Origin of the sequence: Faecalibacterium tardum, assembly GCF_040096515.1 — a bacterium.
GTDB lineage: Bacteria > Bacillota > Clostridia > Oscillospirales > Ruminococcaceae > Faecalibacterium > Faecalibacterium tardum.
Map to the genome: position 1 here is coordinate 163812 of NZ_JBBMEO010000002.1, position 22780 is coordinate 186591.

Sequence of the window (22780 nt, forward strand, 5' to 3'; positions counted from 1 at the left end):
TCCTCCGTCAGCCCAGCAGCGAGGACCACCAGTCCAGAATACCGCCGCCTGTGGAGCTGCTACTGGAGCTCGACTCGCTGCTGCCGCCGGTGCTCTCGCCGCCGGTAGAGCCTTCGCCCGTGGTGCCGGAAGTGCCGTCACCGCTAGGCTGCTCCGGCTCCTGCGCCGGTGCGGCGCCCGCGCTGACCACAACGTTTACGCGGCTGTTCAGCTTTGCGGTAGCACCTGCCGCCGGGTTCTGGCTGAGCACCGTACCTGCGGGCTGGTCGCTGTATTCTTCGCTTTGGCTGCCAAGACCCAGATGATTCTGCACCAGCAGGGTGCGGGCATCATTCACGCTCATGCCGGTAAGGGAGGGCACCTTGGTGGTGGTGGACACCTGCGGACGGCTGATATAAAGAATGACCGTAGAGCCTGCCGCTACCTGCGTACCGGCGGCAGGGTCGGTGCGGATGACCGCACCGGAGGCCACGGTGGTATCCACAGCCTGCGTGACCAGCACCGAAACGCCCAGTGCCTTGAGCTGCTGCTCTGCATCGGACTGCACATAGTTGGTCAAGTCCGGCACCGTGACATACTGGGTGCCCAGACTGACGGTCAAAGTCACGCTCTGACCTTCGCGGACGGTGCGGCCGGACACCGGCGACTGCTTATAGATATAACCGGCGGCGTAGTTGCTGTTGTACTCTTCTTCCCACTCCGGGGAGATCTGGCCGGATGCGATCTGATCCGTGGCCATGGCCTGATCCTTAGTCATGCCGATATAATCTCCAAGGGTGACATCGGCCTTGTTGTTCATCAGGTTGGAGGAGTCGTTCAGGATCATCCAGCACAGTGCCATACAGGCCAGTGCAAAGGCAATGGTGATGCCGAACAAGGCAGGCAAAAAGACGGTACGGCGCTTTTTGCCCGACCTGCTCTTGCCGTTTTTGCGGGGGGCTGGCTGTTCGTTCTGACGGATCGCGCGGTTCTGGTTCATGGTACGTTTCACCACCTTTTCGGGTGCTTCTTCTGTAATATACTGATATTCAAACAGCACGGAAGGGTTCTGCACATAGGTATCCAGTGCTTCCAGCATTGCCCGTGCCGAGGGGTAACGGTTCTGAGGGAGCTTCGCCATGGCCTTTTCGGTGATCTCCACCAGCGCATAGGGCACCTCCGGTGCCAGTTCATGCAGCGAGCGGGGCTCGTCCGAGATCTGCTTGATGGCGACCTCCACCACATCATCGGCATCAAAGGGCAGATGACCGGAGAGCATCTCGTACATCATGACGCCTACCGAGTAAATGTCACTGGTGCAGTCGGTCTCGTCCCCTTTTGCCTGCTCAGGGCTGATATAATGCACGCTGCCCATCGCCTTGCCGGCCAGCATCTGGTTATCTGCCCGGGAAATACGGGCGATGCCGAAGTCCATCATGCGCAGCTGGCCGTTATCCAGCAGCATAATATTCTGGGGCTTGATATCCCGGTGCACGACGCCGTTGGCGTGGGCATGCTCCAGCGCCTTGAGGATCTGGGAGATGAAGTGCACGGTCTCCCGGCTGGAAAGCTTGCCGCCCCGCTCGTTGAGGTACTCCCGCAGCGTCATACCGTCCACATACTCCATGACGATATACTGCAGATGGTCGTTGACCGAAACATCGTATACCTTAACGATATTGGGGTGGTTCAGCAGCGAGATGGCCTTGGATTCGTTTTTAAAGCGGCGCACAAGATCCGGGTCGTGCATATACTCCTGCCGCAGCACCTTGACGGCCACCACAGTCCCGGCGGGCACAGGGCCGTTCTGGCCCCGCATGACCGCCTTATATACATTGGCCATGCCGCCGGAGCCAATCAGCTCCTGCACCTCGTACAGGCCGTCCAGTCTTTTACCGATCAGGTTATCCATGGCGCACCTCCATCGGCTCTATCCCCACCAGCAGGGCGGTGATGTTGTCCGGGCCGCCGTTTTCGTTAGCGGTGCGGATCAGAGCATCCGGCAGGTCGTAAAAAGACCCGCTGCGCAGCAGCTGTTCCAGCTGCTCCATAGGCACAGCATTGGTCAGACCGTCCGTGCATAGCAGCAGAACATCCCCTGCCTGCAGCGCCACGGTGGTGAACTCCGGCTCCAGCCGGTAGTCCACGCCCAGTGCCCGGGTAATGATGTTTTTCTGTGGGTGATGCTCTGCTTGCTCCTGCGTAATAGTGCCGCAGTCCACCAGCTCCTGTACATAGGAGTGGTCGTGGGTCAGCTGCGCCAGTTTACCATCTCGGTACAGATAGGCGCGGGAATCGCCCGCGTGGCTCAGATAGGCATTGCCGCCGCGCACCAGAGCGCAGACAGCGGTGGTGCCCATACCGGCCAGAGACTCCTCCCGCAGTGCCTTCTGGAACACATAGCGGTTGGCGCTGAGCAGTGCCTTCTTTAAAAAAGTCTCCTCTTCGCCGGGGATGCACTGGCTGTACTGCTCCTGAAAGCAGCGCTCGATGACGCTGCACGCACACTGCGAGGCTTCCCGCCCGCCGCGTGCGCCGCCCATGCCATCGCACACCAGCGCCCAGGCTGCATCGCCGGGCAGCTCCCCGGCACGGTAGTCATCCTGATTGTCCTGCCGGACGCGTCCTACATCCGTTTTTCCTGCAAGTTTCATAGGTTTCTCCCTCTATTTATGCCTTGCCGTTCATTTCGTCGCGGCGCAGCTGGCCGCAGGCCGCACTGATCTCGCTGCCAAGGCGGCGGCGCACCGTGGCGTTTACGCCAAGGCTTTCGAGCTTTTGCTGGAACCGGCGCACATTGGCCGCGTCCGTAGCGGAATACGGACTGCCATCCACCGGGTTGATGGGGATCAGATTTACATGCGCGCCCATGCCCCGGATCAGGTCTGCCAATTGCTTTGCGCAGACATCAGAATCATTGACACCGCGCACCATGGAATATTCAAAACTGACCCGGCGGCCGGTGGTCTCCTGATACCGGCGCACCGTCTGGATCAGCTGCTCCACCGGGTAGGCATCGTTGACCGGCATCATGCTGCTGCGGATCTGGTTGGTAGGTGCGTGCAGCGAGATGGAAAGGGTGAGCTGCAGCTTTTTCTCCGCCAGCTGGTCGATTTTGGGGACAAGACCGCAGGTGGAAAGGCTGATATTGCGCATGCCGATATTGACGCCCTCGGGCGAGGTGATATTTTCCAAAAAGCGCATTACCTCGTCAAAGTTATCCAGCGGCTCGCCGATGCCCATAAGCACGATATGCGAGATACGCTCGCCGATATCCTTTTGGGCGGTGTAGATCTCGGAGCAGATCTCGCCCGCTTCAAGGTTGCGCACCCGCCCCGCCTGTGTGGAGGCGCAGAACCGGCAGCCCATGCGGCAGCCCACCTGCGTGGACACGCACACGGTATTGCCGTAGTGGTAGCGCATGACAACGGTCTCGATGCAGTTGCCGTCGGCCATGCGCAGCAGATACTTCACAGTACCGTCCTTGGCCTCCTGACGACGCTCGATCTGCGGTGCAGCGATATAAAAGGTTTCTTCCAGCTTTGCCAGCAGGGTCTTGGGCTGGTCGGTCATGGCAGAAAATTCGGTGACCAGTTTCTGGTGTACCCAGTGGAAGATCTGCTTTGCCCGGAAGCCCGGCTGCCCCAGAACTTTCAGCTCTGCGGTCAGCTCTGCCAGCGTCAGGGAAGAAATACAGCGTTTTTGTTCCATTCTGTTCTCCTATAACAGGATACGACCCTCAGAGAGTCGTGGTTATTGCGTTCCGGCGGCTTTTTGCAGCACACACAGGAAAAAGCCATCCATGCCGGTGCGGGTGGGCACTGAGAGGCAGCCGTACTCCCCTGCCGTCATTCCGGCAGGCAGCGGCACATCCGGTGCACAGACCGTAAATTCCGGGTGACGCTGCAAAAAGGCTGCGATCTGCTGCTGATTTTCTGCCGGGTCGATGGTGCAGGTGGAGTAGACCAGCCGCCCGCCCGCCTTGAGCAGCGCCGCAGCGGTATCCAGAATTGCCGCCTGTGTGGCAAGCAGTTCTGCCTGCCGGTCAGCTTCCAGCTTTTTATAGCGGAGATCCGGCTTTTTTGCCAGAATGCCCAAGCCGCTGCAAGGCACATCCGTCAGGATGCGGTCTGCCATGGGCAGTGCAGGGTTCGGCTTGGTGGCATCATTACAAAGGGTATGCACCCCGGTAAAGCCCATGCGGTCTACCGCGGTGCGGATCAGTCCCACACGGTTTTCGGCTGCATCGCAGCTGTACAGTGTTCCCGTGCCCTGCATCTGCTCGGCCAGCAAAATCGTCTTGCCGCCGGGGGCAGCGCACAGGTCCAGCACCGTTTCACCGGGGGCTGCGCCCACGCAAAGGGCTGCCAGCTGGCTGGCCTGTCCTTCTACATGGTAGTATCCCTGCCGGAACAGCTCGTTATCTGCCGGGCTGCCAGCGAACCGTGCCAGCACACTGCCGGGCACGATACCCTGCCGCACCTCTGCTGCGCCCTGCTCTGTAAGCAGCGCACACAGCTGTGCAGCGCTGGCCTTGAGAGGGTTTGCACGCAGGCTGGTCAGACCGCCATCGGCCTGATAGGTCAGGATGCCCAGTGCTTCATCCGGGTAGTTTTTGTGGAGGAATTCTGCCACATCCCGCCCGACAGAGCCTAAAACCATCAGGCGCTGGATCTCGTCTGTAAAGACGGCAGCGTCCAGATCATAGCCGCAGGCCTTGCGCAGCACAGCGTTGACAAGGCCGGAAGCGCTGGATTTTTTAAAGGTGCGGGTCAGCTTGACAGCTTCGTTCACCGCAGCGGAGACAGGCACTTGCATATAGCGTGCCTGTGCCAGCGCGGCGCGCAGAATCTCCCGCACGGGGGCATCCAGCTTCGCCAGACCCTTGGGCAGAAACTGCTCCAGAATATAGTCCAGCGTGCCGCGATGCTCCAATACGGTGTAGAAGATGGCGCTTGCAAAGGCCTTATCCCGGCCTTCCAGCTTCTGGCGTTTGAGCTCTGCGTCCAGCACCAGATTGGAAAAGCCGTCCCGCTCCTGCCGTACCAATGCGGCAACCGCTGCCGCACGCGGATTTGCGGCCATCAGAGGCTATCCCCCGTTTTCAGGCGCAGGCCCGCTGCAAAAGCGGTGCCGTCCATGGGCTTTTTGCCCTCCGGCACGACCTCCAGCAGTTGGATAGCACCCTCGCCGCAGGCTACAGTCAAGGGCTTTGTAGCCAGCACAGTGCCGGGGGCTTCGCCGTTGGCGGCAGCCACGCGGCAGGACATCACCTTAAGCTTTTTGCCGCCGGAAGTGATAAACCACGCACCCGGCCAAGGATTCATGCCGCGCACCCAGTTGTGGATATGGGTGGCAGTGTCGGTCAGGTGGAACTCTGCCATCTCCTTGTTCAGCATGGGGGCAAGGGTGGCGTTTTCGTGCTTTTGCGGCACAGCCATCAGGGTGCCTGCGGCGATTTGGGGAATGGTCTCGCACAGAGCTTCGGCACCCACAGCGGTAACGCGGTCGAACAGTTCGCCGCTGGTCTCCTCGGGGTCGATGACGATTTTTTTGCAGTACAGCACATCGCCGGTATCCAGACCCTCATCCATCTGCATGATGGAAACGCCGGTCTCGGCATCGCCGTTCAGCACCGACCACTGTACTGGGGCGCTGCCGCGGTACTTCGGCAGCAGCGAAACGTGCAGGTTGATGCAGCCATAGCGGGGCATTTCCAGCACGGACTTCGGCAGGATGCAGCCATAGGCCACCACCACGATCAGCTCCGGGGCGAGGGCATGGATGTTTTCATCCTCGCTGCCGTCCCGCAGGGTGCGGGGCTGGAACACAGGCGTACCATGCGCCAGTGCAACCTCCTTGACCGGCGGTGCGGTGAGCACCTGTTTACGGCCGACAGGCTTATCCCTCCGGGTGTACACAGCACAGATATCGTGCCCAGCAGCATACAGGGCTTTCAGGCACTCGGCGGCAATATCCGGCGTGCCCATGAACAAAATGCGCATCAGTTATTTCCTTTCGCTTCGCGGGCGGCCTTTTTGCCTTCCTCGGTATCCTCATAGAAGTACTCGCTGGATTCCATGATGGTGATGCCGTCCAGATGGTCGTTCTCGTGCTGGATGCAGCGGCCCAGCAGGCCGTCAGCTTCCAGCTCAAACCATTCGCCGTTGCGGTCCTGTGCACGCACCTTGACGGCAACCGGGCGGGTCACAGCGCCGTTGTGACCCGGGAAGGACAGGCAGCCCTCGTAGGCCGTCTCTTCCTCCTCGGAAACAGCAAGGATCTCGGGATTGACAAAATCAATGAACTTGTACTCGTAATCCTCGGGGATCTCCTCCGGGGCGTCGGTGGTGTCCCACACCACGAACAGGCGGCGCATCATACCCACCTGCGGGCCAGCCAGACCCACGCCGTCGGCGGCGATCATGGTCTCACGCATATCGTCCAGCAGAGTAGCCAAACGGTCGTCAAAATTGGTCACGGGGCGGCAGACTTTGTTCAGGATGGGGTCGCCTTCTTTAACAATATTACGGATAGCCATAATGGTACCTCCAGTTTTATCAGATGTCACCGTCCGAGTGCAGGTCTACCACGACCGATGCCTTAGACGGCAGTTTTTCTTTTTCATACAGTGCCAGCGTGCTGCGCACGAGGTCGCGGAAGCGGCGGTCGTTGCGGCACTTAACGGTAAGCTTATAGCGGTAGGTGTCGTTGATCTTTTCAATGCTGCCGGGCGTAGGACCCAGAATGCGCAGGGGCAGATCCGGCTGCTTGGCCGCCTGCTGCCCTAAAAGCGCTGAGAAACGGGCAGCGGCACACGCCACCTCGTTCTCCTTTGCACCGGCAAAGCCGATGACGCACAGCCCGCAGAAGGGCGGGTACAAGCCGAGCTTGCGGTAAGCGATCTCCTGCTCGTAGAAGGCGTCGTAATCCTGTGCAGCGGCAAGGGTGAGCACTGGGTTGTCCGGGTCGGTGGTCTGGATGATGGCAAAGCCGGGCTCTTTTGCACGACCGCTGCGTCCCACCACCTGCGTGATCAGGCTGAACACGTTCTCGTATGCACGAAAGCCCTGCGCAAACAGCAGCGAATCAATGCCCAGAACACCCGCAAGGGTCACGTCCTCGAAGTCCAGCCCTTTCGCCACCATCTGGGTGCCCACCATGATGTCGTATTCATGCGCTGCAAATTTGGCAAGCAGCTTTTCGTGGGCGTCCTTGGCGGCGGTAGAGTCCTGATCCATGCGCAGCACCCGCGCCTCCGGGAAGAGCTTTGCCAGTTCCTCCTCGGCCTTCTGGGTGCCAAAGCCCCGGTACTGCAGCTTGCCGCCGCAGGCCGGGCAAAGGGTGGGCGGCGGCTCCTGCTGGGAGCCGCAGTAGTGGCACAGCACCTTATGCGCTGATTTGTGGTACACCATGGGCACGCTGCACTTGGGGCACTTGAGCACCTCGCGGCAGTCCTCGCACTGGGCAATGGTCTGGTAGCCCCGGCGGTTGAGCAAAAGGATGGTCTGCTTTTCCGCTTCCAGATTGCGGCGGATGGCGTCCTCCAGCGCAAGGCTGATCTCCCGGGGGTTGCCCGCAGCCAGCTCTGCCCGCATATCCACGATCTGCACACTGGGCAGCGGGTTGCCGCCGTAGCGCTTGGTCAGGCGCACCAGCTGGGTGCGTCCATTCTGCGTAGCATAAAAGCTCTCGGTGCTGGGGGTGGCGCTGGCCAGAAGCAGCAGTGCGCCGTTTTCGGCGGCACGCTGCCGGGCGACCTCGTGGGCAGAGTAGCGCGGTGCGGATTCCGACCGGTAGGTGTGCTCCTGCTCTTCGTCAATGATGATAAGGCCGATATTTTCCAGCGGCGAAAACACTGCGCTGCGGGTGCCCACCACGATATCTGCACCGCCGTCCTGAATCATCTGCCATTGCAGCAGACGCTCGGTATGGTTGAGCGCGGAGTGCTGCACCGCCACCCGGCGGCCGAACTGCCCTTTTAGCCGCAGGATCATCTGCGGGGTCAGGCTGATCTCCGGTACCAGCACCAGCGCCTTGCGGCCAAGTTCCAGACAGCGGGCAATCAATTTTAAAAATACCAGCGTCTTGCCGCTGCCGGTAACGCCGTACAGCAGAGCCGAATGGGGTGCGGCATCTTCTAGCTTGGGCAGCAGCGTGTCGTAAGCAACTTGCTGCTGTTCGGTAAGGGTGATGGGGTCGTTGCGCAGCGGAATGGAGGCGTACAGGTCGATGGACTTATTCACCTTGCTGCATTCCAGCACGCCCTTGGTACACAGATTATCCAGCACCGCGCGGCTGATGCCCTTATCCTCTAGTTCGTTCAGGGTGCGGGGACCACCGCTCAGCAATGCCACTGCTGCCAGCTGCTTTGCCGTAGGCTTTGGCTTTTGCGGCAGTGTGCCCACCAGCTTATAGGCGTTTTCGGTGTGACGGGTAAGCTGCTTTTGCAGCACCGGGGTCACACCGTCTGCCGCCACGGCGGGCTTATACTGCGCACCATACGGAATGACCGCCTTGACGGCCTCGTAGTAGGTGCAGAAGGTGCGCTCCTTTAAAAAATGCACCAGCCGCAGCAACTCCGGTGTCAGACAGGCCGAGGCCGGGGCTACATCGAACAGATATTTGAGCTTGGAGTGCTCCGGCTCAGCATCGCAGGCCAGTACCACGCCCATGCGGGCGCGGCTGCCCTTGCCAAAGGGCACCAGCACCATACTGCCCAGACGCACCGCATTCTGGTGCTCCGGCAGAACAGCGTAGGTGTACAGCTTATCAAAATGGAAGGTCGCATTGCTGACGGCAACGCCTACCGTCTTGGGCATTCGTCCAACTCCTTCAACGCTTGATTTTTAGCCTTGCAGCCCGGCGCGCTGGCAGATGACCTGATACAGCTCTGCGGCGCAGGGCTCGATCTGATTATTGACCAGCTTTACGGTAAACTTATCCTGCTCGGCCAGCTCCTGCCGGGCAGTGGCAAGACGCTCCTGAATGCTTTCCTCAGTCTCGGTGCCGCGGCCGCGCAGGCGATGCTCCAGCTCCTCCACAGAGGGCGGCAGCAGGAACACGGTGGTAGCGCCCGGGAACATCCGGCGGATATTGGCAGCGCCGTGCACATCGATGACCAGCACGACCACCTTACCGGCTTCCAGCCGCTTTTCCACCTCAGATTTCAGGGTGCCGTAGTAGTTGCCGTTATAGAAGTTGTGCTCCACCACCTGATCGTTTTCCAGCAACTGCTGGAACTGCTCGCGGGTGCGGTAGTAGTAGTCCACACCCTCCTGCTCGCCGGGGCGCGGGGTGCGGGTGGTGGCAGAGACGGTCTTTTCGATCTCGGGGTGTGCCTCGCGCAGTGCCTTGACCACGCTGTCCTTACCAGTACCGGCTGCACCGGAAACTACAAACAGAAATTTATCATTCGCCATGGGATGCTTCTTCCTCCATTGATGTTCTGCCCTCCTGCCCTGCGGCGCGGCTTGCCACCGTTTCAGGCTGAAGAGCGGACAGCACGACGTGATCGGAGTCCATGATGAGCACCGCACGGGTGCTGCGGCCATAAGAGGCATCGATCAGCATCCCCCGCTCGCGCGCTTCCTTCACCAGACGCTTGACCGGTGCAGAGTCCGGGCTGACGACTGCCACCACGCGCCCCGCACTGACCATATTGCCAAAGCCGATGTTGATGAGTTTCATAGGCTCCTCCACAACATATTATTCCAGATTCTGGATCTGCTCGCGGATCTTTTCGATCTCCGCCTTCATATCCACCACAATGCGGGTGATATCCAGATCCTGACACTTGGAGCCGATGGTATTGGTCTCGCGGTTCAGCTCCTGCGTCAGGAAATCCAGCTTGCGGCCCACGGGCTCGTCCAGCTGCAGGATATCGCGGTACTGTGCAATGTGGCTGCGCAGACGGACAGTCTCCTCATCCACGGCAGTCTTATCGCCAAAGATGGCGGCTTCGGTCAGCACACGGGCGTCATCAATGTCGCGTTCCTGCAGGATGACCTTGAGTTTCTCGTACAGGCGGTTGGTGTAGTTTTCTACCCGGCCTGCACTCAGGCTCTCCACCTTGCCGACGCACTGTTCCAGAAACACAAGACGGCTTTCCACGTCTGCCTTCATCTTGGCGCCCTCGGCAGCGCGCATCTCTACAAAGCGATCCAGTGCCTGCGCGGTAACGGCAGACACATCCTGCCACAGCTGTTCCTCGTCCACATCGGCGTGGCGGGTGGTCAGCACATCCGGGAAGCGGGTCAGAACAGCGGTGGACACATCATTTTTGACCCCCAGCTGCTCGGATAAGTCCCGCATGGCCTGCTGATAGCTGCGGGCAAGCTCCATGTTGACGGCGACCACGGTATCTGCCGCGTCCACATTCTGCACGGTCATGCTAAGCTCTACCTTGCCGCGGGAGATCCGCTGGTTGAGCTGTTTTTTCAGGCGGCTGTCCAGAGAACTGCAGGTGCGCGGGATGCGGGAGGAATACTCGAAATAGCGGGAGTTCACGCTGCGCAGCTCCACAGTGATCTCACGGCCATTGAGTACGGCAGTCCCCCTGCCGAAACCGGTCATGCTTAAGATCATACTAGCTCCTATTCTTTTGCGGTTTAACTTCGGTTTTTCTGTATAGGTATCCGCTTTGGGCACACAAGCCCATGTTACGATACATATAGCATCATTTTACTATTCTTTTCTAAAAAATTCAAGGTGCAGACTGCATCCGCGCAAAAAACACAATTCCCATTTTTTACTGCTGCGCAGTCAAAATAACATGACTGCGGCAGTTACTGCCTTTTAGCAGCTTTTCGCTGTAAAAATTATAACCCCGCGTTTTCACGCAGGGTTATAACATCAGTTCGTCTTATAAACGCAGGTCACGCTGGTTTGCAGAATATCCGCGTTAAGCAGCGTGCGCTCCACCCAATGGATGTTGTCCGCAATGGTATCCAGAGAGACCTCGTATTCCTTGGCAATGCTTTCCATCGTACGGTACTCGTAGCGATAAATCAAGGTCAGAATGAGCTTGTCCATCATAGAGATCTTGGTAAAACGGGTCTTGCGCTTGTGCTCCTGACGGTAAGCCTCATGCAGGGCCTGGAGCATCCGGTCAAATTCCAGCTTTGAAATGCCAAAATACAGTTGATAATCCTGCTCCTGAAACTCAGCAATGCGCTGCTCCGGGATGCTTCGCATAGCATTTTCCTCCACATCATTTGTTGTATTGTACGGCTATACCAACCATTATAAAAGGTATTGGGCGGCAAGTCAATGTGTAAGCAGAAGTTTTTCCGGTATTACGCAACAGAGTGCGCCCTGCACCTTTGCCGACTGCACAAAAAAGGGCTGCCGCACAGCATTTTGTGCAGCAGCCCTGAAAGGGACTTATTTATCAGACAGGATGGGACTGGTTGGTGTAGTCCACATGATCACCGTCCACGCCCTGCTTTTTAGCATTGCGCTTATCGAAGAACTTGGGTGCGACCTGCGGGAACATTGCGTAGGTCAGAACGTCCTCTTCCTGCGTTGCCCACTTGGCAGCTTCGGCCTTCAGCTTGTCCATCTCGGGAGCAAGCGTGTCGGCAAAGCGGCAGGTAATGGGCTGCTCGTCGCCAAGGATCTTCTTGGTGAACTCGGGCTTGATGGGAGCGGGAGTCTTGCCGTAGTCGCCGTGGACCAGACCCTTGAACTCCTTGGTAACCATCTTGTAGCGCTCGCCCATGATGACGTTGAACACAGCCTGCGTGCCAACGATCTGGCTGGTGGGGGTGACCAGCGGCGGATAGCCTGCATCCTCACGGACGCGGGGGATCTCGGCCAGCACTTCGTCCAGCTTATCTTCCTTACCGGCATCCTTCAGCTGCTTGAGCATGTTGGAGAACATGCCGCCCGGCACCTGATACAACAGAGTGTTGGCGTCCACGCCCAAGCTCTTGGGGCTGATCTGGCCGTTGGCGATGTACTTTTCGCGCAGCTTTGCAAAGTAAGCGCGCACGACATTCAGCTGCTTCAGATCCAGACCGGTGTCGTAATCGGTGCCCTGCAGGGCAGCCACCAAGCTCTCGGTAGGCATGTGGCTGGTGCCAAGGCTCAGGGGGCTCATAGCGGTATCGACGATGTCGGCACCTGCCTCGATGCCCTTGAGGATGGACATGGAAGCCAGACCAGCAGTGTAGTGGCTGTGGATATCCACAGGGATGCTGACGGTCTCCTTCAGCTTCTTGACCAGATCATAGCAGGTATAGGGAGTGAGCAGACCTGCCATATCCTTGATGCAGATGGAGTTTGCGCCCATCTCCTCCAAAGTCTTGGCGTAGGCTGCAAAGTACTCGTTGTTGTGTACAGGGCTCAGGGTGTAGCTGATGCAGCCCTGCACATGAGCACCCTCCTTGTTGGCAGACTTGATGGCGGTCTGCAGGTTGCGGGGGTCGTTCAGAGCGTCGAAGATGCGGATGACGTCGATGCCGTTGGCAACGGACTTCTGCACAAAGTACTCCACAGCGTCATCTGCATAGGGGCGGTAGCCCAGCATATTCTGGCCGCGGAACAGCATCTGCAACTTCTGGTGGGGCAGCTCCTTGCGCAGGATGCGCAGACGCTCCCACGGGTCCTCGTCCAGGAAGCGGATGCAGCTGTCGAACGTAGCGCCGCCCCAGCACTCCACGGAGAAGTAGTTGATCTTGTCCATTTCGGGCAGGATGGGGCGCATCTCGTCCATGGTCATACGGGTAGCCAGCAAAGACTGGTGCGCATCACGCAGGACGACCTCGGTCACCTTGATCGGCTTTTTTGCCATGGTTGTCACCTCTTCCTTAGTTCATGGAAACCAGAACGTCACCGGAGTTGACGGTATCGCCCTTGTTCACGTTGATGGACGCCACAGTGCCATCCTGCGGAGCAACGATCTCGTTCTCCATCTTCATGGCCTCGAGGATGACCAGCACGTCACCGGCCTTGACAGAAGCACCGGCAGCGACCTTGACATCCAGAATGTTGCCGGGCATGGGAGCCTTGACAGTAACAGCACCGGCGGCACCGGCGGCTGCCTTGGGAGCAGCTGCGGGAGCGGCCTTGGGTGCGACGGGTGCAGCAACGGGAGCAGCAGCAACAGGAGCAGCGCCTGCGGCGGTTTCCTCAACGGAAACGCTGTAAGCAACACCATTGACAGTAATATTGTAGTACTTCATGGAAGGATCCTCCAATTCAAAATCGAGCTCAATTTATGTAGTTTCGGACGCTTACAGGGCCATATTGCCGTGCTTCTTGGGCAGGCGGGCGGCGCGCTTGGTGCTCAGCAGCTCCAGTGCAGCCACAACGCTGGCGCGCACATTGGCGGCATCGCAGCTCATATCGGCAGCACCGGCAGCCACTGCGCTGGCAGCGCTGCACACCTCTGCAGTGTAGGCAGCAGCCTTGGCCTTGGTGGCGGCAATGATGTTGTCGGAAGCATCGATCTCGTCCTTGTACAGCACGCTGACAGCGGCGCTGGGCTCCAGTGCGCTGACGGTGCAGCCGGTCACAGCGATGCGCAGGTCAGCAGCAGCCAGAGTGGTGTACACAGGACCCACAGCCTTACCGGCCAGCACAGCCACCTTTGCGGTGGTAGCATCGGCGTAGGTAGCGGCCAGGCGGGCAGCCTCGCGGATGCCGCCAGCCACGTCATCGGTAACGCTGGGCACAAAGCCCTCGGTGTCCACGATGGTGACCACAGGCACGCTGAAGGCATCACACAGGCGCACAAAGCGGGAAGCCTTGGCTACGCAGTTGTGGCACAGCTGCTTGCCGGTTGCCACAACACCCACGGCGTTGCCGCCGATGGTTGCAAATGCAGTGTAGACAGACTTGCCAAAGCCTGCGTACAGCTCCACAGCGCTGTCTTTATCGATCACAGCGGCAGCAGCCTTTGCGGGCTCGGCACCGGCAGCCAGAACAGCGGTGGGCTGCTCGAACTCGAAGATCGCCGGGCCGGTCAGGTTATTAGCGGGCAGCAGACCCACGATGTGAGCGGCCTTTTCGGCAGCCTCTGCGGCATCGGCAGCCACGATGGAAGCCACACCTGCCTTGGCGGCAGCGGCGGCGCTGCCTGCATCGGCGACCTTATCACCCTTGGCAGCGGAGGTGAACGGAGCGGTGAAGAACAGCTCTGCGCCCTCGGCCATGATGCAAACGTCTGCGTTGGCAGCGCTCAGAGCGCTGGTGCCGCCGCAGACACCCAGAACAACGGCCACCTGCGGAACAACGCCGGAGACCTTTGCGATCTGTGCATTCAGCTTTGCGCTGGCGGTCAGCACGTCCAGACCCTCGGCCAGCTTTGCACCAACCGAGTTATAGAAAGTGACCACCGGGCAGCCGGTCTGTGCAGCCATTTCCAGAACCTTGATGTTCTTTTCAACATCCTTTACGGTGACAGCCTCGCCGTTCTGATAAACAGCGTAAGCCTGCTGACCTGCAGCATAGCCGCAGGCAGCGCTCACTGCACCATCAGCAAACAGTGCAGTGTATTCCCCGTCATCGAAGAACTTGGCGAGGATTTCTCCCTTATTGATCTTTGAAGCCATAATTAGACCTCCTGGTTGTCTGTGTGAGCTTTCAAAATTATATTTATTATACAGAAGCTGGCAAAAAAATGCAAGGGATTCTATAAAAATCCATGCGATTCAACATCCATCGCTTATGGAAAGCCAAATTTTTAACGATTCATCGTTTTGCACGTTTTGTCTGGGTAAATCATCATTTTGCGGATGTAGAAATTTTTCCGTTTTTTTTGGCGAAACTGCACCCGTCTGCTGCGTTTTCTTTCCCGTCTGTTTATGTTACACTATGGTTACAAAACATAGATTACCGGGCAATCTGCCAAACTGTACTTATACAGCGCATGAGAACTGCCCGGTAAAAATGAAAAAGAGGTTGAAGCTATCTTGAAGCGATTCTCTGCCAAGCTCCGGCAGCAGGAGCAGATCTACCGTTCCCTGCACGATGCTGCCCGTTCCCTGCTTTCGCCAAAGGGGCGGGTATTTCTGCTTTTTCTGTTGTTTTATAAGGTACTGACAAACCTCCTGCTCGTACCGGCGTTGCAGCTGATCTGGGCGCTGACGCTGCGGTTCGCGCCCATCCGCTACCTCAACAATAAGACCTCTTCCCGCATCTTTGCCTCCCCTGCCATTATCGGGTGCATCGCCGTGCTGGCGGTGCTGGCAGCCTTCTGGAACCTGTACGAGGTTGCCACGATGCTGCAACTATTGACGCGGGTACGGCACAGCGAGCCGCTGCGGGCGTGGGCGGTGTTCCGGGATGCCTTTTGCAGCCTTGTGCGGGTGTTTCTGCCGCAGAACCTCCCACTGCTGCTGTATGGTGCTGCCCTGATCCCGCTGACGAACTTTTTTCTGGCTGCAAACCATCTGACCCAGTTTGCCGTACCGGAATATCTTTGGGGGCTGCTAAAAGCGCGCGCTGCCAATCGTTTTCTATTTGCTCTGGCGGTGCTTTTTGTGCTGGCACTGCTGCTGGACGGACTGGTAGTGCTACCAAAATTTCTGCTGGAACGCAAAAGCTTTGGCTGTGCATTTGCAGAGAGCCTGCGGATTTTGCGCAGCCGTGCCGGGCAGCTGCTTGCACTGGCACTGCGCTGGATGCTTACCGCTGCCGTTCGTACCGGGCTGATGCTGCTGGGTGGCGCAGCGCTGTTCTATTGCGTTATCCTTGGTGTCGGCTTCGCCAGCACTGCTGCCCTGCTGGCACTTTCCCGCGCGGCACTGCTGATTGAGCTGCCGTTCCTTTGCCTGCTCATGGACTGTGCCATGACGGCGGCGCAGAGCACCCTTACAGAGGTACTGTACGAAACGACCCGCCAGCCCGATGCAACGCAGCCGACCGTTTGTAGTACATCCCCTGCCCCGCACCGCGAACAGACGGTACTGGCCGGGATGATGGCCTGTGCCGCGCTGGTCACCTGCGGCGTGGCGGCGGTGTATCTGCTGTTCCCGCAAACGCAGCCGCTGCAAAGCGTTCTGGGTCTTGCCGACCCGGTGATTACCTACCACCGGGGTTATTCCTCCTGTGCGCCGGAGAATACCATGGCTGCCTTCGAGGCCGCGCTGGAAGATGGCAGTCCCCGCATTGAGCTGGACGTGCAGATGACCGCTGACGGCGTGGCTGTGGTGACCCACGACACCAGCCTGCGCCGGTGCACCGGCTACAACGCCAACATCTACGACCTGACCTATGCACAGGTGCAGCAGCTGGATGCCGGACGCTGGTTCCATCGGCAGTTTACAGGCACTTATATTCCAACGCTGGAAGAGGTTCTGGCGCTGTGCAAGGGTAAGGCAGAGCTGAACATTGAGATCAAGCCCAGCACCTTTACGCCAACATTGGAGTCTGAAACGGTGCGTCTGATCCACGCATACGATTACGGTGCAGACTGCGTGGTCACCTCCCAAAGCTACGAGACCCTGTGCAAGGTGAAGGAACTGGACCCGGAACTTACCACCGGGTACATTCTGGCGCTGGGCGTGGGCACTTACTACGACCTGCCTGCCGCAGACTTTTTCAGCGTAGAGTCCACTTTTATCACCGCCGGTATGGTGCAGCAGATCCATCTGCGCGGCAAGACCATCTCCGCATGGACTGTCAACCGTCAGCAGGATGCCGAAAAGCTGTTGCAGCTTGGCGTGGACGACCTGATCACCGACAAGCCTGAGATCATTGCTCCGCTGCTGGCACGGGACAAGGCGCTGGATAACCGTCTGCTCTGGCTGCGGGATCAGCTTCAGGAGCTATTCAACGCGCCGGACGCTGAAGAAGCGATAGATGTAGAGGAGACGATCGAGGACGCCATTGAGGATCCCGAAGAAGTTTTGGACGAAGCATAAACAAAAAACTTTTCACAGCAATACCGGACAGTCTGTTGGCTGTCCGGTATTTGTATTTTCACAAATACGCAAAAAGGAGCCGCAGCACCCTGTTACAGGTACTGCGGCTCCCCTTTTGTCTTTGGAAGTTTAAATTACTTCACCATGCTTGCAACTTCAGATGCGAAGTCGTCAGCACGCTTCTCCAGACCCTCGCCCTTGACAAAGCGGGCGAACTTGACGATCTTGATCTCGCCGCCCAGGTCCTTAGCGACCTTAGCGGTGTACTGAGCAACAGTCAGGTCGCCGTCCTTGACGAACTCCTGATCGACTAGGCAGTTCTCCTTGAAGAACTTCTTGATCTTGCCCTGGATCATCTTTTCCTTCACAGCCTCAGGCTTGTTAGCGGTCTTGGGATCCTGAGCCATCTGAGCCAGCATGATCTCCTTCTCCTTAGCCACGACCTCAGCGGGGACAGAAGCCTCGTCGACGTAGCCGGGGTTAGCAGCAGCGACCTGCATGGCGATGTCCTTGCCATAAGCAACGAACTCGTCCTTTGCATCGATGTCGTTGGTGGTCTCGAAGTTGACCAGAATGCCGTGGGTGCCGCCGCCGTGGACGTATGCAGAGCAAACGCCCTCGTAACGGGTGAAGCGGCGAACCTTGATGTTCTCCTTGATGACCAGGATCAGGTTCTTCAGAGCCTCGTCAACAGTCTCGCCAGCCTCGGTCTTGCATGCCATCAGAGCCTCGACATCAGCGGGGTTCTGCTTCATGATGACCTTGGTGGCCTCCTTGACGAAGTCAACGAACTTGTCGTTCTTGGCAACGAAGTCGGTCTCAGCGTTGACCTCGATGACAACACCGACCTTGCAGGCGGGGCAGTAGTCAGCGTAGACCATACCCTCGGCAGCAACGCGGCTTGCCTTCTTGGCGGCAGTAGCCAGACCACGCTCGCGCAGGATCTCGATTGCCTTCTCGAAGTTGCCATCAGCCTCGGTCAGAGCCTTCTTGCACTCCATCATGCCGCAGTCGGTCTGCTTGCGCAGTTCCATAACGTCCTTTGCAGAAATAGCCATTTTTGTTTTCTCCCTTACACGTTATTTGATTGGTTGCGGAATGGGAAATCAGGCGTTTGCTGCGTCCTCGGCGGGAGCGGCCTCCTGGTTGCCCTGCTTGCCTTCCAGCACAGCGTCAGCCATAGCGCCGGCGATCAGCTTGACAGCGCGGATAGCGTCGTCGTTGCCGGGGATCACGTAGTCGATCTCATCGGGGTTGCAGTTGGTATCAACGATAGCAACGATGGGGATGTTCAGCTTGCGAGCCTCAGCAACAGCGATGCGCTCCTTGTGAGGATCGACGATGAACATAGCCTTCGGCAGGGTCTTCATGTTCTTGACACCGCCCAGGTACTTGTCCAGCTTCTCCATCTCCAGCTCCAGCTTAGCCACTTCCTTCTTGGGCAGCAGCTCGAAGGTGCCGTTCTCCTTCATCTTAGCCAGCTGATCCATACGGTCGATACGCTTACGGATGGTGCGGAAGTTGGTCATCATACCACCCAGCCAACGAGCGTTGACGTAGTGCATGCCGCAGCGCAGAGCCTCGTCACGGATGGACTCCTGAGCCTGCTTCTTGGTGCCGACGAACAGGATGTCGCCGCCCTCAGCTGCAACTTCCTTCACGTAGTTGTAAGCCTCGTCCAGCTTCTTCACGGTCTTCTGCAGGTCAATGATATAGATACCATTGCGCTCGGTGAAGATGTACTTAGCCATCTTGGGGTTCCAGCGGCGGGTCTGGTGACCGAAGTGCACACCTGCCTCGAGAAGCTGCTTCATAGAAACGACTGCCATAATAAAATACCTCCAGATATTGTTTTGCCTCCGCACACCATGATCTGCACGGTACATCGGGTACCGGCGGACTGCCCTCAACCCAAAAGGGCACAAAAGGGCATAGTGATGCGTGTGTAATGCTTTGTTATAATAGCACAAAAAGAATGCGGTTGCAAGTAGTTTTCTCTGTTTTGTATAAAGAATTCCTTGTTTTTTCTCTTATTTGCCCGTATTCATCCCGCTCAGGCCCGCAACACCCATGCGGTTGAGGGCGTATCCCTTGCCGAACATCAGGTCGTATTGCAGCATCCAGTGCTCGTTCGTCCAGCGCTGCTGGAACTCCGTGGGCTGCTGGGTGGTAGTGCCGTCCAGATTCATGGTGGTGCCGCGAGTGCAGCTGCGGCTGGCGACCCGCAGCTGCCGGTTGAGGAACTGGAAGTACAGCGGCTGCTCCAGCCCGAACAGTTCCATCATCACCGGGGAGATATCGTAAGCGGCAATGGTGCCAAAGTCTACCTGCTGCTGGCTGTAATTCGACCACATCAGCAGCGTGGTCTGGTGCAGACGGGGGTCGGTGCTGGAGCCGCTTGCATAGCCGGTGGTGGTGTAGACATCGTAGTTGGAGTCAATGGGGTTATAGTGGTCGCCCCAGAACACCAGAATGACCGGCTCGTCCACCTGAGAGAAGTACGCCGTCAGCTTGCCCAGCATGGCGTCCGCATCCCGGATGCCGGTGGCGAAATCTTCCAGCGCGCCCACAGTGCTGCTCTTGAGCCCCACCGGATGGGATACAACGTGCACCCGCTCGTCGTCCGGGTAGTTGTCTCTATTATAATTGGTATGGTTCTGCATGGTGACCGCGTGCAGGAAGATGGGCTTATCAGAGGAAGTGCTCATCTTCTCGTACTGCTGAATGATCTGGTCGGCCATGGAGTCATCGGTCACAAGGCCGCTGGTCCAGTAGTGCTTGCGCACCTTGGTAACGCCGTGCATATCTTCCAGACTGATAAAATCGCTGAAGCCGAGGTTGGGATAAGCCTTATCGCGGCTCCAGTATTTTGCCCAGAAGCAGTGCACCGCAGCGGTCTGGTAGCCCTTGAGTTTGAGGTAATTGGGCAGGGCGAACATGGGCTTTGTGACGTGCTGCTGGTAGGGCTTGCTGCCGCTGGGCAGGAAGGACACCGAGTAGCCGGTCAGGGCTTCAAACTCCACATCACAGGTGCCGCCGCCAAAGCTGGGGCTGTATGCCCTGCCGTAGGCGCTTGTCTGCTGCAAAGCGTGGAGGTTCTGCGATACATCGGTATCAAAGGTGATGCCGTACTGTTCCAGCTCGGAAACATCCCAGTAGGACTCGTCCATCACATAAATAATGGTGGGCTGCTTTGCCTGCTCCTCCTTGGGGGTGGTGGCGGCATAACTGCCCGCATACATGGGGCCGGTAGAGAATTTTTCGCTCTCGGCTGCATTATCCAGAATATCGTCCACTGCCTGCTCCGAGTAGCCCTCAGGCTTGTCGATCTCCAGATTGGTGAGGTTAGTCATAAAACCGGTAAGTACACCGTAGTAGCGGTAGTAGCGGTCCTGCATCCACGCGTCTGGCGTGATGCCCAAAACCTGTGTGACAGCAGGCTGTAAGTAAACGCCAAACACCAGCAGGCACAGCGCTGCTGCCGAAGCACCGGTACCCGCAAGCCTTGGCAGCCAGCGCTGACGCAGCCGTCCACGGTAAATAAAGAAGCTTGCCACCGTCAGTACCAACACCAACACAATGGAGACCACCATGCTGGTCTGCAGCTTGAGCCCGGCAGCAGAGGCCACACCGGCGGCCTCGGACACCTGCATCAGATCCCACGGCAGAAAGGGCTCGCCCCGCAGCTGCATGGTATAGAAGTTTACCGCGCAGGGCGCACAGCCCAGAACAGCCATGCCCAGCGTGGCAAGCGGCGGGATACGCAGCACCCAGTCCAGCAGTTCCCACACCAGAAATAGCAACAGCCATGCCAGCAGATACGCCCCGAAATGGGGGAAAATAAAGCTGATAAAGGTATCAGCAGTCAGTGACCCGCGCGCGATCCACTCGCCCAGCAGCAGCACGATAAAGGAAGCTGCCGCCGGGAAGAGCATCCGCAGGGTCAACAGCGGTTTGGATGTTTTCATAGTCGATATCCCTTTCCACGTCCCGAACCCTATTTTCAAAGTGGCTGTGCTATTTGCACAAGCCTTTCTTGCCTATTATAGTCACTTTGCTGAAAATGTCCATTCATAATTTTACAAAAATTAGTGTTTGATTTTTCAAAATATTCCCCTATTTTTCACAGACCCAGCTTTGCCCGCAGCTGCTGCCAGAAGCCGTGAGGTGCTGCCGGTGCTGCCGGCACGGCGGTATGCACCAGAATGGCATCCGTGCCGATGGTTTCGATCTCCCGCCATGGGATGGTCAGGCTCTCGTCCCGGCCCAGCAGGCCCAGCAGCCGCGGTCTGCCCAGCAAGATCAGGCCTTGCAGCTGCGCCGTTGCGGGGTCAAACTCCAGATCATCCGCGCGGCCAAGGCATACTCCCTGTTCCAGCTGGACGACCTCCTTCTCGCACAATTCCCGGATCGTCACGGCGCTCTCCCCTTTCTGCCACAGCATACGCCAAGGCAGCACTTTCTATGCCAAAGGGGTGGAAAGCACCTGCCCGGTTGTGGTATACTATGGAAAAACTTGAGAAATATATCCAGAACAAGCGAGGACGCAGTTATGTATAAAAGCATTATTTTTGATATCGGCGGTGTGCTGGTGGATTTTGACCCCAAGGCATACCTTGTAGACCGGCTGTGCAACGCCGAAATGGAAGAGAAAGTTTACGACCTGACCTTTGGCAGCGAAGAATGGCAGCTGCTGGACGCTGGCAAGCTTTCCCGTTATGACGGCAACCAGCGGATGCTGGAGCGTGCCCGCGCCGAGGGCTGCGCCTTTGAGGTGCAGGGCGTGCTGGACGACTGGATGCACATTCTGCGCCCGCGTCTGCGGATGCTGGAACTGGTGCGGCGGCTGAAGAACCACGGCTATTGCGTGTATTACCTGAGCAACATTCCGCAGGATGTGCTGGAATTGCTGACCGAGCGCGGCGTACTGACCCAGTTTGACGGCGGCGTAGCCTCCTGCGAGGTACAGGTCAACAAGCCCGACCCGCAGATCTACAAGGCTCTGCTGAAGAAATATCAGCTGAAGGCCAGTGAGTGCGTATTTATCGATGACAGGCTGGAAAACGTGCAGGCCGCCTTTGCGCTGGGCTTTGCCGGTATCCAGATGAAGGACAGCGTAGGCACACTGATCCGCAGCCTTGCCACCTGTAACGTGACGCTGCGCTGAGCATTGATGCTGTAAAACGCAGCAGCCCCTGCCGGAGAAGCTTTCTCCGGCAGGGGCTGCTTTGCGTTGGTGGGAACTTACTTTTCCTCGTAGCTCTGGCAGTAGTGCGGGGTCTCCACCTGCTGGGTGGTGCAGTTGCACTGCTCCGTCACCTTGATCTGCGGCAGATCACATTTGCAGCCGTCCACATTGTGGCAGCACGCGCAGACATCACAGGTCACGCCGATGTTTTCCATGCTTATCACCTCTTTGTCCATAGGTTACCCTGTGGACAAAGGGTTTATACATGGGTTTTACCAAGCAGCCAGATCTGCGCCCAGCTTACGGCAGGCAGCCTGCACATCGTCATCGGGCGTTTCATTGCAGATGAGCCCTTCCTCACTGAACAGCTGTGCGCCGTCGTCCTGTGCGCGCTGTGCCCAGTCGCGCATCCACTGGCCATCGCCCCAGCCGTAGGAGCCGAACAGTGCGATCTTTTTGCCGTTCAGCGAGCCTTCCAGTGCAGCAAACATGGGCTCGAACTCGCTCTCTTCCAGCTGCTCTGCACCCATAGCCGGGCAGCCAAAGGCCACCACATCAAACTCTGCCAGCTTTGCGGGGGTCATCTCAGTGCAGGGCACGATGGTGCCGTTGGCACCTGCGCCCTCGGCGATGCAGTTTGCCATGGTCTCAGTGTTGCCGGTTGCGCTCCAAAATACGATTGCTACTTTGCTCATAAAACTCTACCTCTTTCTCTGTGTAGTTAGTTTGGAATAACTTCAAG

At 58.0% G+C, this 22780-nt stretch carries 22 protein-coding genes; 2 read left to right on the forward strand and 20 right to left on the reverse strand.

Annotated features, from left to right (window positions below; genetic code table 11):
- Nucleotides 1-7: 7 nt before the first annotated feature.
- The 14 genes from pknB to WMO44_RS03110 all read right to left on the reverse strand — a co-directional run bounded on the left by pknB (nt 8) and on the right by WMO44_RS03110 (nt 14537).
- Entirely contained in the window at nt 8-1891 is a 1884-nt protein-coding gene (gene pknB, locus WMO44_RS03045) for a Stk1 family PASTA domain-containing Ser/Thr kinase (protein WP_349151707.1), read from the reverse strand.
- On the reverse strand, nt 1884-2633 hold the full coding sequence (locus WMO44_RS03050; protein WP_055184447.1) for a Stp1/IreP family PP2C-type Ser/Thr phosphatase: 750 nt from the start codon (nt 2631-2633) through the stop codon (nt 1884-1886). The genes pknB and WMO44_RS03050 overlap by 8 nt, the downstream gene beginning before the upstream one ends.
- 16 nt (nt 2634-2649) lie before the next feature.
- Nucleotides 2650-3690 (reverse strand): dual-specificity RNA methyltransferase RlmN, encoded by a 1041-nt coding sequence (gene rlmN, locus WMO44_RS03055; protein WP_097780216.1) that lies wholly within the window; start codon nt 3688-3690, stop codon nt 2650-2652.
- A 42-nt stretch (nt 3691-3732) separates the two neighbouring features.
- Nucleotides 3733-5064, reverse strand: a complete 1332-nt coding sequence (rsmB, locus tag WMO44_RS03060) for a 16S rRNA (cytosine(967)-C(5))-methyltransferase RsmB (RefSeq protein ID WP_349151708.1) — start codon at nt 5062-5064, stop codon at nt 3733-3735.
- Nucleotides 5064-5984, reverse strand: a complete 921-nt coding sequence (gene fmt, locus WMO44_RS03065; protein WP_349151709.1) for a methionyl-tRNA formyltransferase — start codon at nt 5982-5984, stop codon at nt 5064-5066. The genes rsmB and fmt overlap by 1 nt, the downstream gene beginning before the upstream one ends.
- Nucleotides 5984-6520 carry a peptide deformylase gene (gene def, locus WMO44_RS03070; RefSeq protein ID WP_005926004.1) on the reverse strand — a complete coding sequence of 179 codons (537 nt, stop codon included), beginning with the start codon at nt 6518-6520 and terminating at the stop codon, nt 5984-5986. Before def ends, fmt begins: the two co-directional genes overlap by 1 nt.
- 19 nt (nt 6521-6539) lie before the next feature.
- Nucleotides 6540-8801: a replication restart helicase PriA gene (priA, locus tag WMO44_RS03075; RefSeq protein WP_349151710.1), complete on the reverse strand. Its 2262-nt coding sequence runs from the start codon at nt 8799-8801 to the stop codon at nt 6540-6542.
- 27 nt (nt 8802-8828) lie between these two features.
- The gene (gmk, locus tag WMO44_RS03080) at nt 8829-9401 is read right to left on the reverse strand and encodes a guanylate kinase (RefSeq protein ID WP_055184458.1); all 573 of its coding nucleotides are present in this window, start codon (nt 9399-9401) and stop codon (nt 8829-8831) included.
- Nucleotides 9391-9669: a DUF370 domain-containing protein gene (locus WMO44_RS03085; protein WP_055184460.1), complete on the reverse strand. Its 279-nt coding sequence runs from the start codon at nt 9667-9669 to the stop codon at nt 9391-9393. Before WMO44_RS03085 ends, gmk begins: the two co-directional genes overlap by 11 nt.
- Nucleotides 9670-9687: 18 nt before the next feature.
- A complete protein-coding gene (locus WMO44_RS03090) occupies nt 9688-10566 on the reverse strand; it encodes a YicC/YloC family endoribonuclease (RefSeq protein WP_349151711.1) in 879 nt (292 codons plus the stop codon).
- A 267-nt stretch (nt 10567-10833) separates the two neighbouring features.
- Nucleotides 10834-11175, reverse strand: coding sequence for a helix-turn-helix domain-containing protein (locus WMO44_RS03095; RefSeq protein WP_055184463.1), 342 nt, complete (start codon nt 11173-11175; stop codon nt 10834-10836).
- 196 nt (nt 11176-11371) lie between these two features.
- Complete coding sequence (locus WMO44_RS03100; RefSeq protein ID WP_055184465.1) at nt 11372-12775, reverse strand: oxaloacetate decarboxylase subunit alpha; 1404 nt, start codon at nt 12773-12775, stop codon at nt 11372-11374.
- A 16-nt stretch (nt 12776-12791) separates the two neighbouring features.
- The gene (locus WMO44_RS03105; RefSeq protein ID WP_097780211.1) at nt 12792-13166 is read right to left on the reverse strand and encodes a biotin/lipoyl-containing protein; all 375 of its coding nucleotides are present in this window, start codon (nt 13164-13166) and stop codon (nt 12792-12794) included.
- Nucleotides 13167-13217: 51 nt separating this feature from the next.
- Complete coding sequence (locus tag WMO44_RS03110) at nt 13218-14537, reverse strand: carboxyl transferase domain-containing protein (RefSeq protein ID WP_055184468.1); 1320 nt, start codon at nt 14535-14537, stop codon at nt 13218-13220.
- A gap of 360 nt (nt 14538-14897) precedes the next feature.
- Between WMO44_RS03110 and WMO44_RS03115 the strand changes: the two genes are divergently transcribed.
- Nucleotides 14898-16850, forward strand: coding sequence for a glycerophosphodiester phosphodiesterase family protein (locus WMO44_RS03115; RefSeq protein ID WP_349151712.1), 1953 nt, complete (start codon nt 14898-14900; stop codon nt 16848-16850).
- Between the two features lie 134 nt (nt 16851-16984).
- Here WMO44_RS03115 and tsf read toward each other — a convergent pair whose 3' ends face one another.
- The 4 genes from tsf to WMO44_RS03135 form a co-directional block, all read right to left on the reverse strand.
- A complete protein-coding gene (gene tsf / locus WMO44_RS03120; protein WP_015538474.1) occupies nt 16985-17908 on the reverse strand; it encodes a translation elongation factor Ts in 924 nt (307 codons plus the stop codon).
- 48 nt (nt 17909-17956) lie between these two features.
- Nucleotides 17957-18679, reverse strand: coding sequence for a 30S ribosomal protein S2 (gene rpsB, locus WMO44_RS03125; RefSeq protein ID WP_015538473.1), 723 nt, complete (start codon nt 18677-18679; stop codon nt 17957-17959).
- A gap of 201 nt (nt 18680-18880) precedes the next feature.
- Complete coding sequence (locus WMO44_RS03130) at nt 18881-20818, reverse strand: LTA synthase family protein (RefSeq protein ID WP_349151713.1); 1938 nt, start codon at nt 20816-20818, stop codon at nt 18881-18883.
- 155 nt (nt 20819-20973) lie between these two features.
- Nucleotides 20974-21267 carry a PRC-barrel domain-containing protein gene (locus tag WMO44_RS03135; protein ID WP_118657769.1) on the reverse strand — a complete coding sequence of 98 codons (294 nt, stop codon included), beginning with the start codon at nt 21265-21267 and terminating at the stop codon, nt 20974-20976.
- A 135-nt stretch (nt 21268-21402) separates the two neighbouring features.
- Between WMO44_RS03135 and WMO44_RS03140 the strand changes: the two genes are divergently transcribed.
- Nucleotides 21403-22017, forward strand: coding sequence for an HAD family hydrolase (locus WMO44_RS03140; protein WP_349151714.1), 615 nt, complete (start codon nt 21403-21405; stop codon nt 22015-22017).
- A 77-nt stretch (nt 22018-22094) separates the two neighbouring features.
- Here the strand turns inward: WMO44_RS03140 and WMO44_RS03145 are convergent, their stop codons facing one another.
- Both WMO44_RS03145 and WMO44_RS03150 read right to left on the reverse strand, forming a co-directional pair.
- Complete coding sequence (locus WMO44_RS03145; RefSeq protein ID WP_097780206.1) at nt 22095-22253, reverse strand: DUF1540 domain-containing protein; 159 nt, start codon at nt 22251-22253, stop codon at nt 22095-22097.
- A 57-nt stretch (nt 22254-22310) separates the two neighbouring features.
- The gene (locus tag WMO44_RS03150) at nt 22311-22733 is read right to left on the reverse strand and encodes a flavodoxin (protein WP_117929408.1); all 423 of its coding nucleotides are present in this window, start codon (nt 22731-22733) and stop codon (nt 22311-22313) included.
- Nucleotides 22734-22780: the final 47 nt, after the last annotated feature.

What these genes read in the sequence shown, in the direction of transcription:
- WMO44_RS03130 (WP_349151713.1), bottom strand. Translation starts at nt 20,818, where the DNA reads ATGAAAACATCCAAACCGCTGTTGACCCTGCGGATGCTCTTCCCGGCG.
- WMO44_RS03090 (WP_349151711.1), bottom strand. Translation starts at nt 10,566, where the DNA reads ATGATCTTAAGCATGACCGGTTTCGGCAGGGGGACTGCCGTACTCAAT.
- fmt (WP_349151709.1), bottom strand. Translation starts at nt 5,984, where the DNA reads ATGCGCATTTTGTTCATGGGCACGCCGGATATTGCCGCCGAGTGCCTG.
- pknB (WP_349151707.1), bottom strand. Translation starts at nt 1,891, where the DNA reads ATGGATAACCTGATCGGTAAAAGACTGGACGGCCTGTACGAGGTGCAG.
- tsf (WP_015538474.1), bottom strand. Translation starts at nt 17,908, where the DNA reads ATGGCTATTTCTGCAAAGGACGTTATGGAACTGCGCAAGCAGACCGAC.
- gmk (WP_055184458.1), bottom strand. Translation starts at nt 9,401, where the DNA reads ATGGCGAATGATAAATTTCTGTTTGTAGTTTCCGGTGCAGCCGGTACT.
- WMO44_RS03150 (WP_117929408.1), bottom strand. Translation starts at nt 22,733, where the DNA reads ATGAGCAAAGTAGCAATCGTATTTTGGAGCGCAACCGGCAACACTGAG.
- WMO44_RS03145 (WP_097780206.1), bottom strand. Translation starts at nt 22,253, where the DNA reads ATGGAAAACATCGGCGTGACCTGTGATGTCTGCGCGTGCTGCCACAAT.
- rlmN (WP_097780216.1), bottom strand. Translation starts at nt 3,690, where the DNA reads ATGGAACAAAAACGCTGTATTTCTTCCCTGACGCTGGCAGAGCTGACC.
- WMO44_RS03105 (WP_097780211.1), bottom strand. Translation starts at nt 13,166, where the DNA reads ATGAAGTACTACAATATTACTGTCAATGGTGTTGCTTACAGCGTTTCC.
- WMO44_RS03050 (WP_055184447.1), bottom strand. Translation starts at nt 2,633, where the DNA reads ATGAAACTTGCAGGAAAAACGGATGTAGGACGCGTCCGGCAGGACAAT.
- def (WP_005926004.1), bottom strand. Translation starts at nt 6,520, where the DNA reads ATGGCTATCCGTAATATTGTTAAAGAAGGCGACCCCATCCTGAACAAA.
- rsmB (WP_349151708.1), bottom strand. Translation starts at nt 5,064, where the DNA reads ATGGCCGCAAATCCGCGTGCGGCAGCGGTTGCCGCATTGGTACGGCAG.
- WMO44_RS03140 (WP_349151714.1), top strand. Translation starts at nt 21,403, where the DNA reads ATGTATAAAAGCATTATTTTTGATATCGGCGGTGTGCTGGTGGATTTT.
- WMO44_RS03085 (WP_055184460.1), bottom strand. Translation starts at nt 9,669, where the DNA reads ATGAAACTCATCAACATCGGCTTTGGCAATATGGTCAGTGCGGGGCGC.
- WMO44_RS03110 (WP_055184468.1), bottom strand. Translation starts at nt 14,537, where the DNA reads ATGGCTTCAAAGATCAATAAGGGAGAAATCCTCGCCAAGTTCTTCGAT.
- rpsB (WP_015538473.1), bottom strand. Translation starts at nt 18,679, where the DNA reads ATGGCAGTCGTTTCTATGAAGCAGCTTCTCGAGGCAGGTGTGCACTTC.
- priA (WP_349151710.1), bottom strand. Translation starts at nt 8,801, where the DNA reads ATGCCCAAGACGGTAGGCGTTGCCGTCAGCAATGCGACCTTCCATTTT.
- WMO44_RS03095 (WP_055184463.1), bottom strand. Translation starts at nt 11,175, where the DNA reads ATGCGAAGCATCCCGGAGCAGCGCATTGCTGAGTTTCAGGAGCAGGAT.
- WMO44_RS03100 (WP_055184465.1), bottom strand. Translation starts at nt 12,775, where the DNA reads ATGGCAAAAAAGCCGATCAAGGTGACCGAGGTCGTCCTGCGTGATGCG.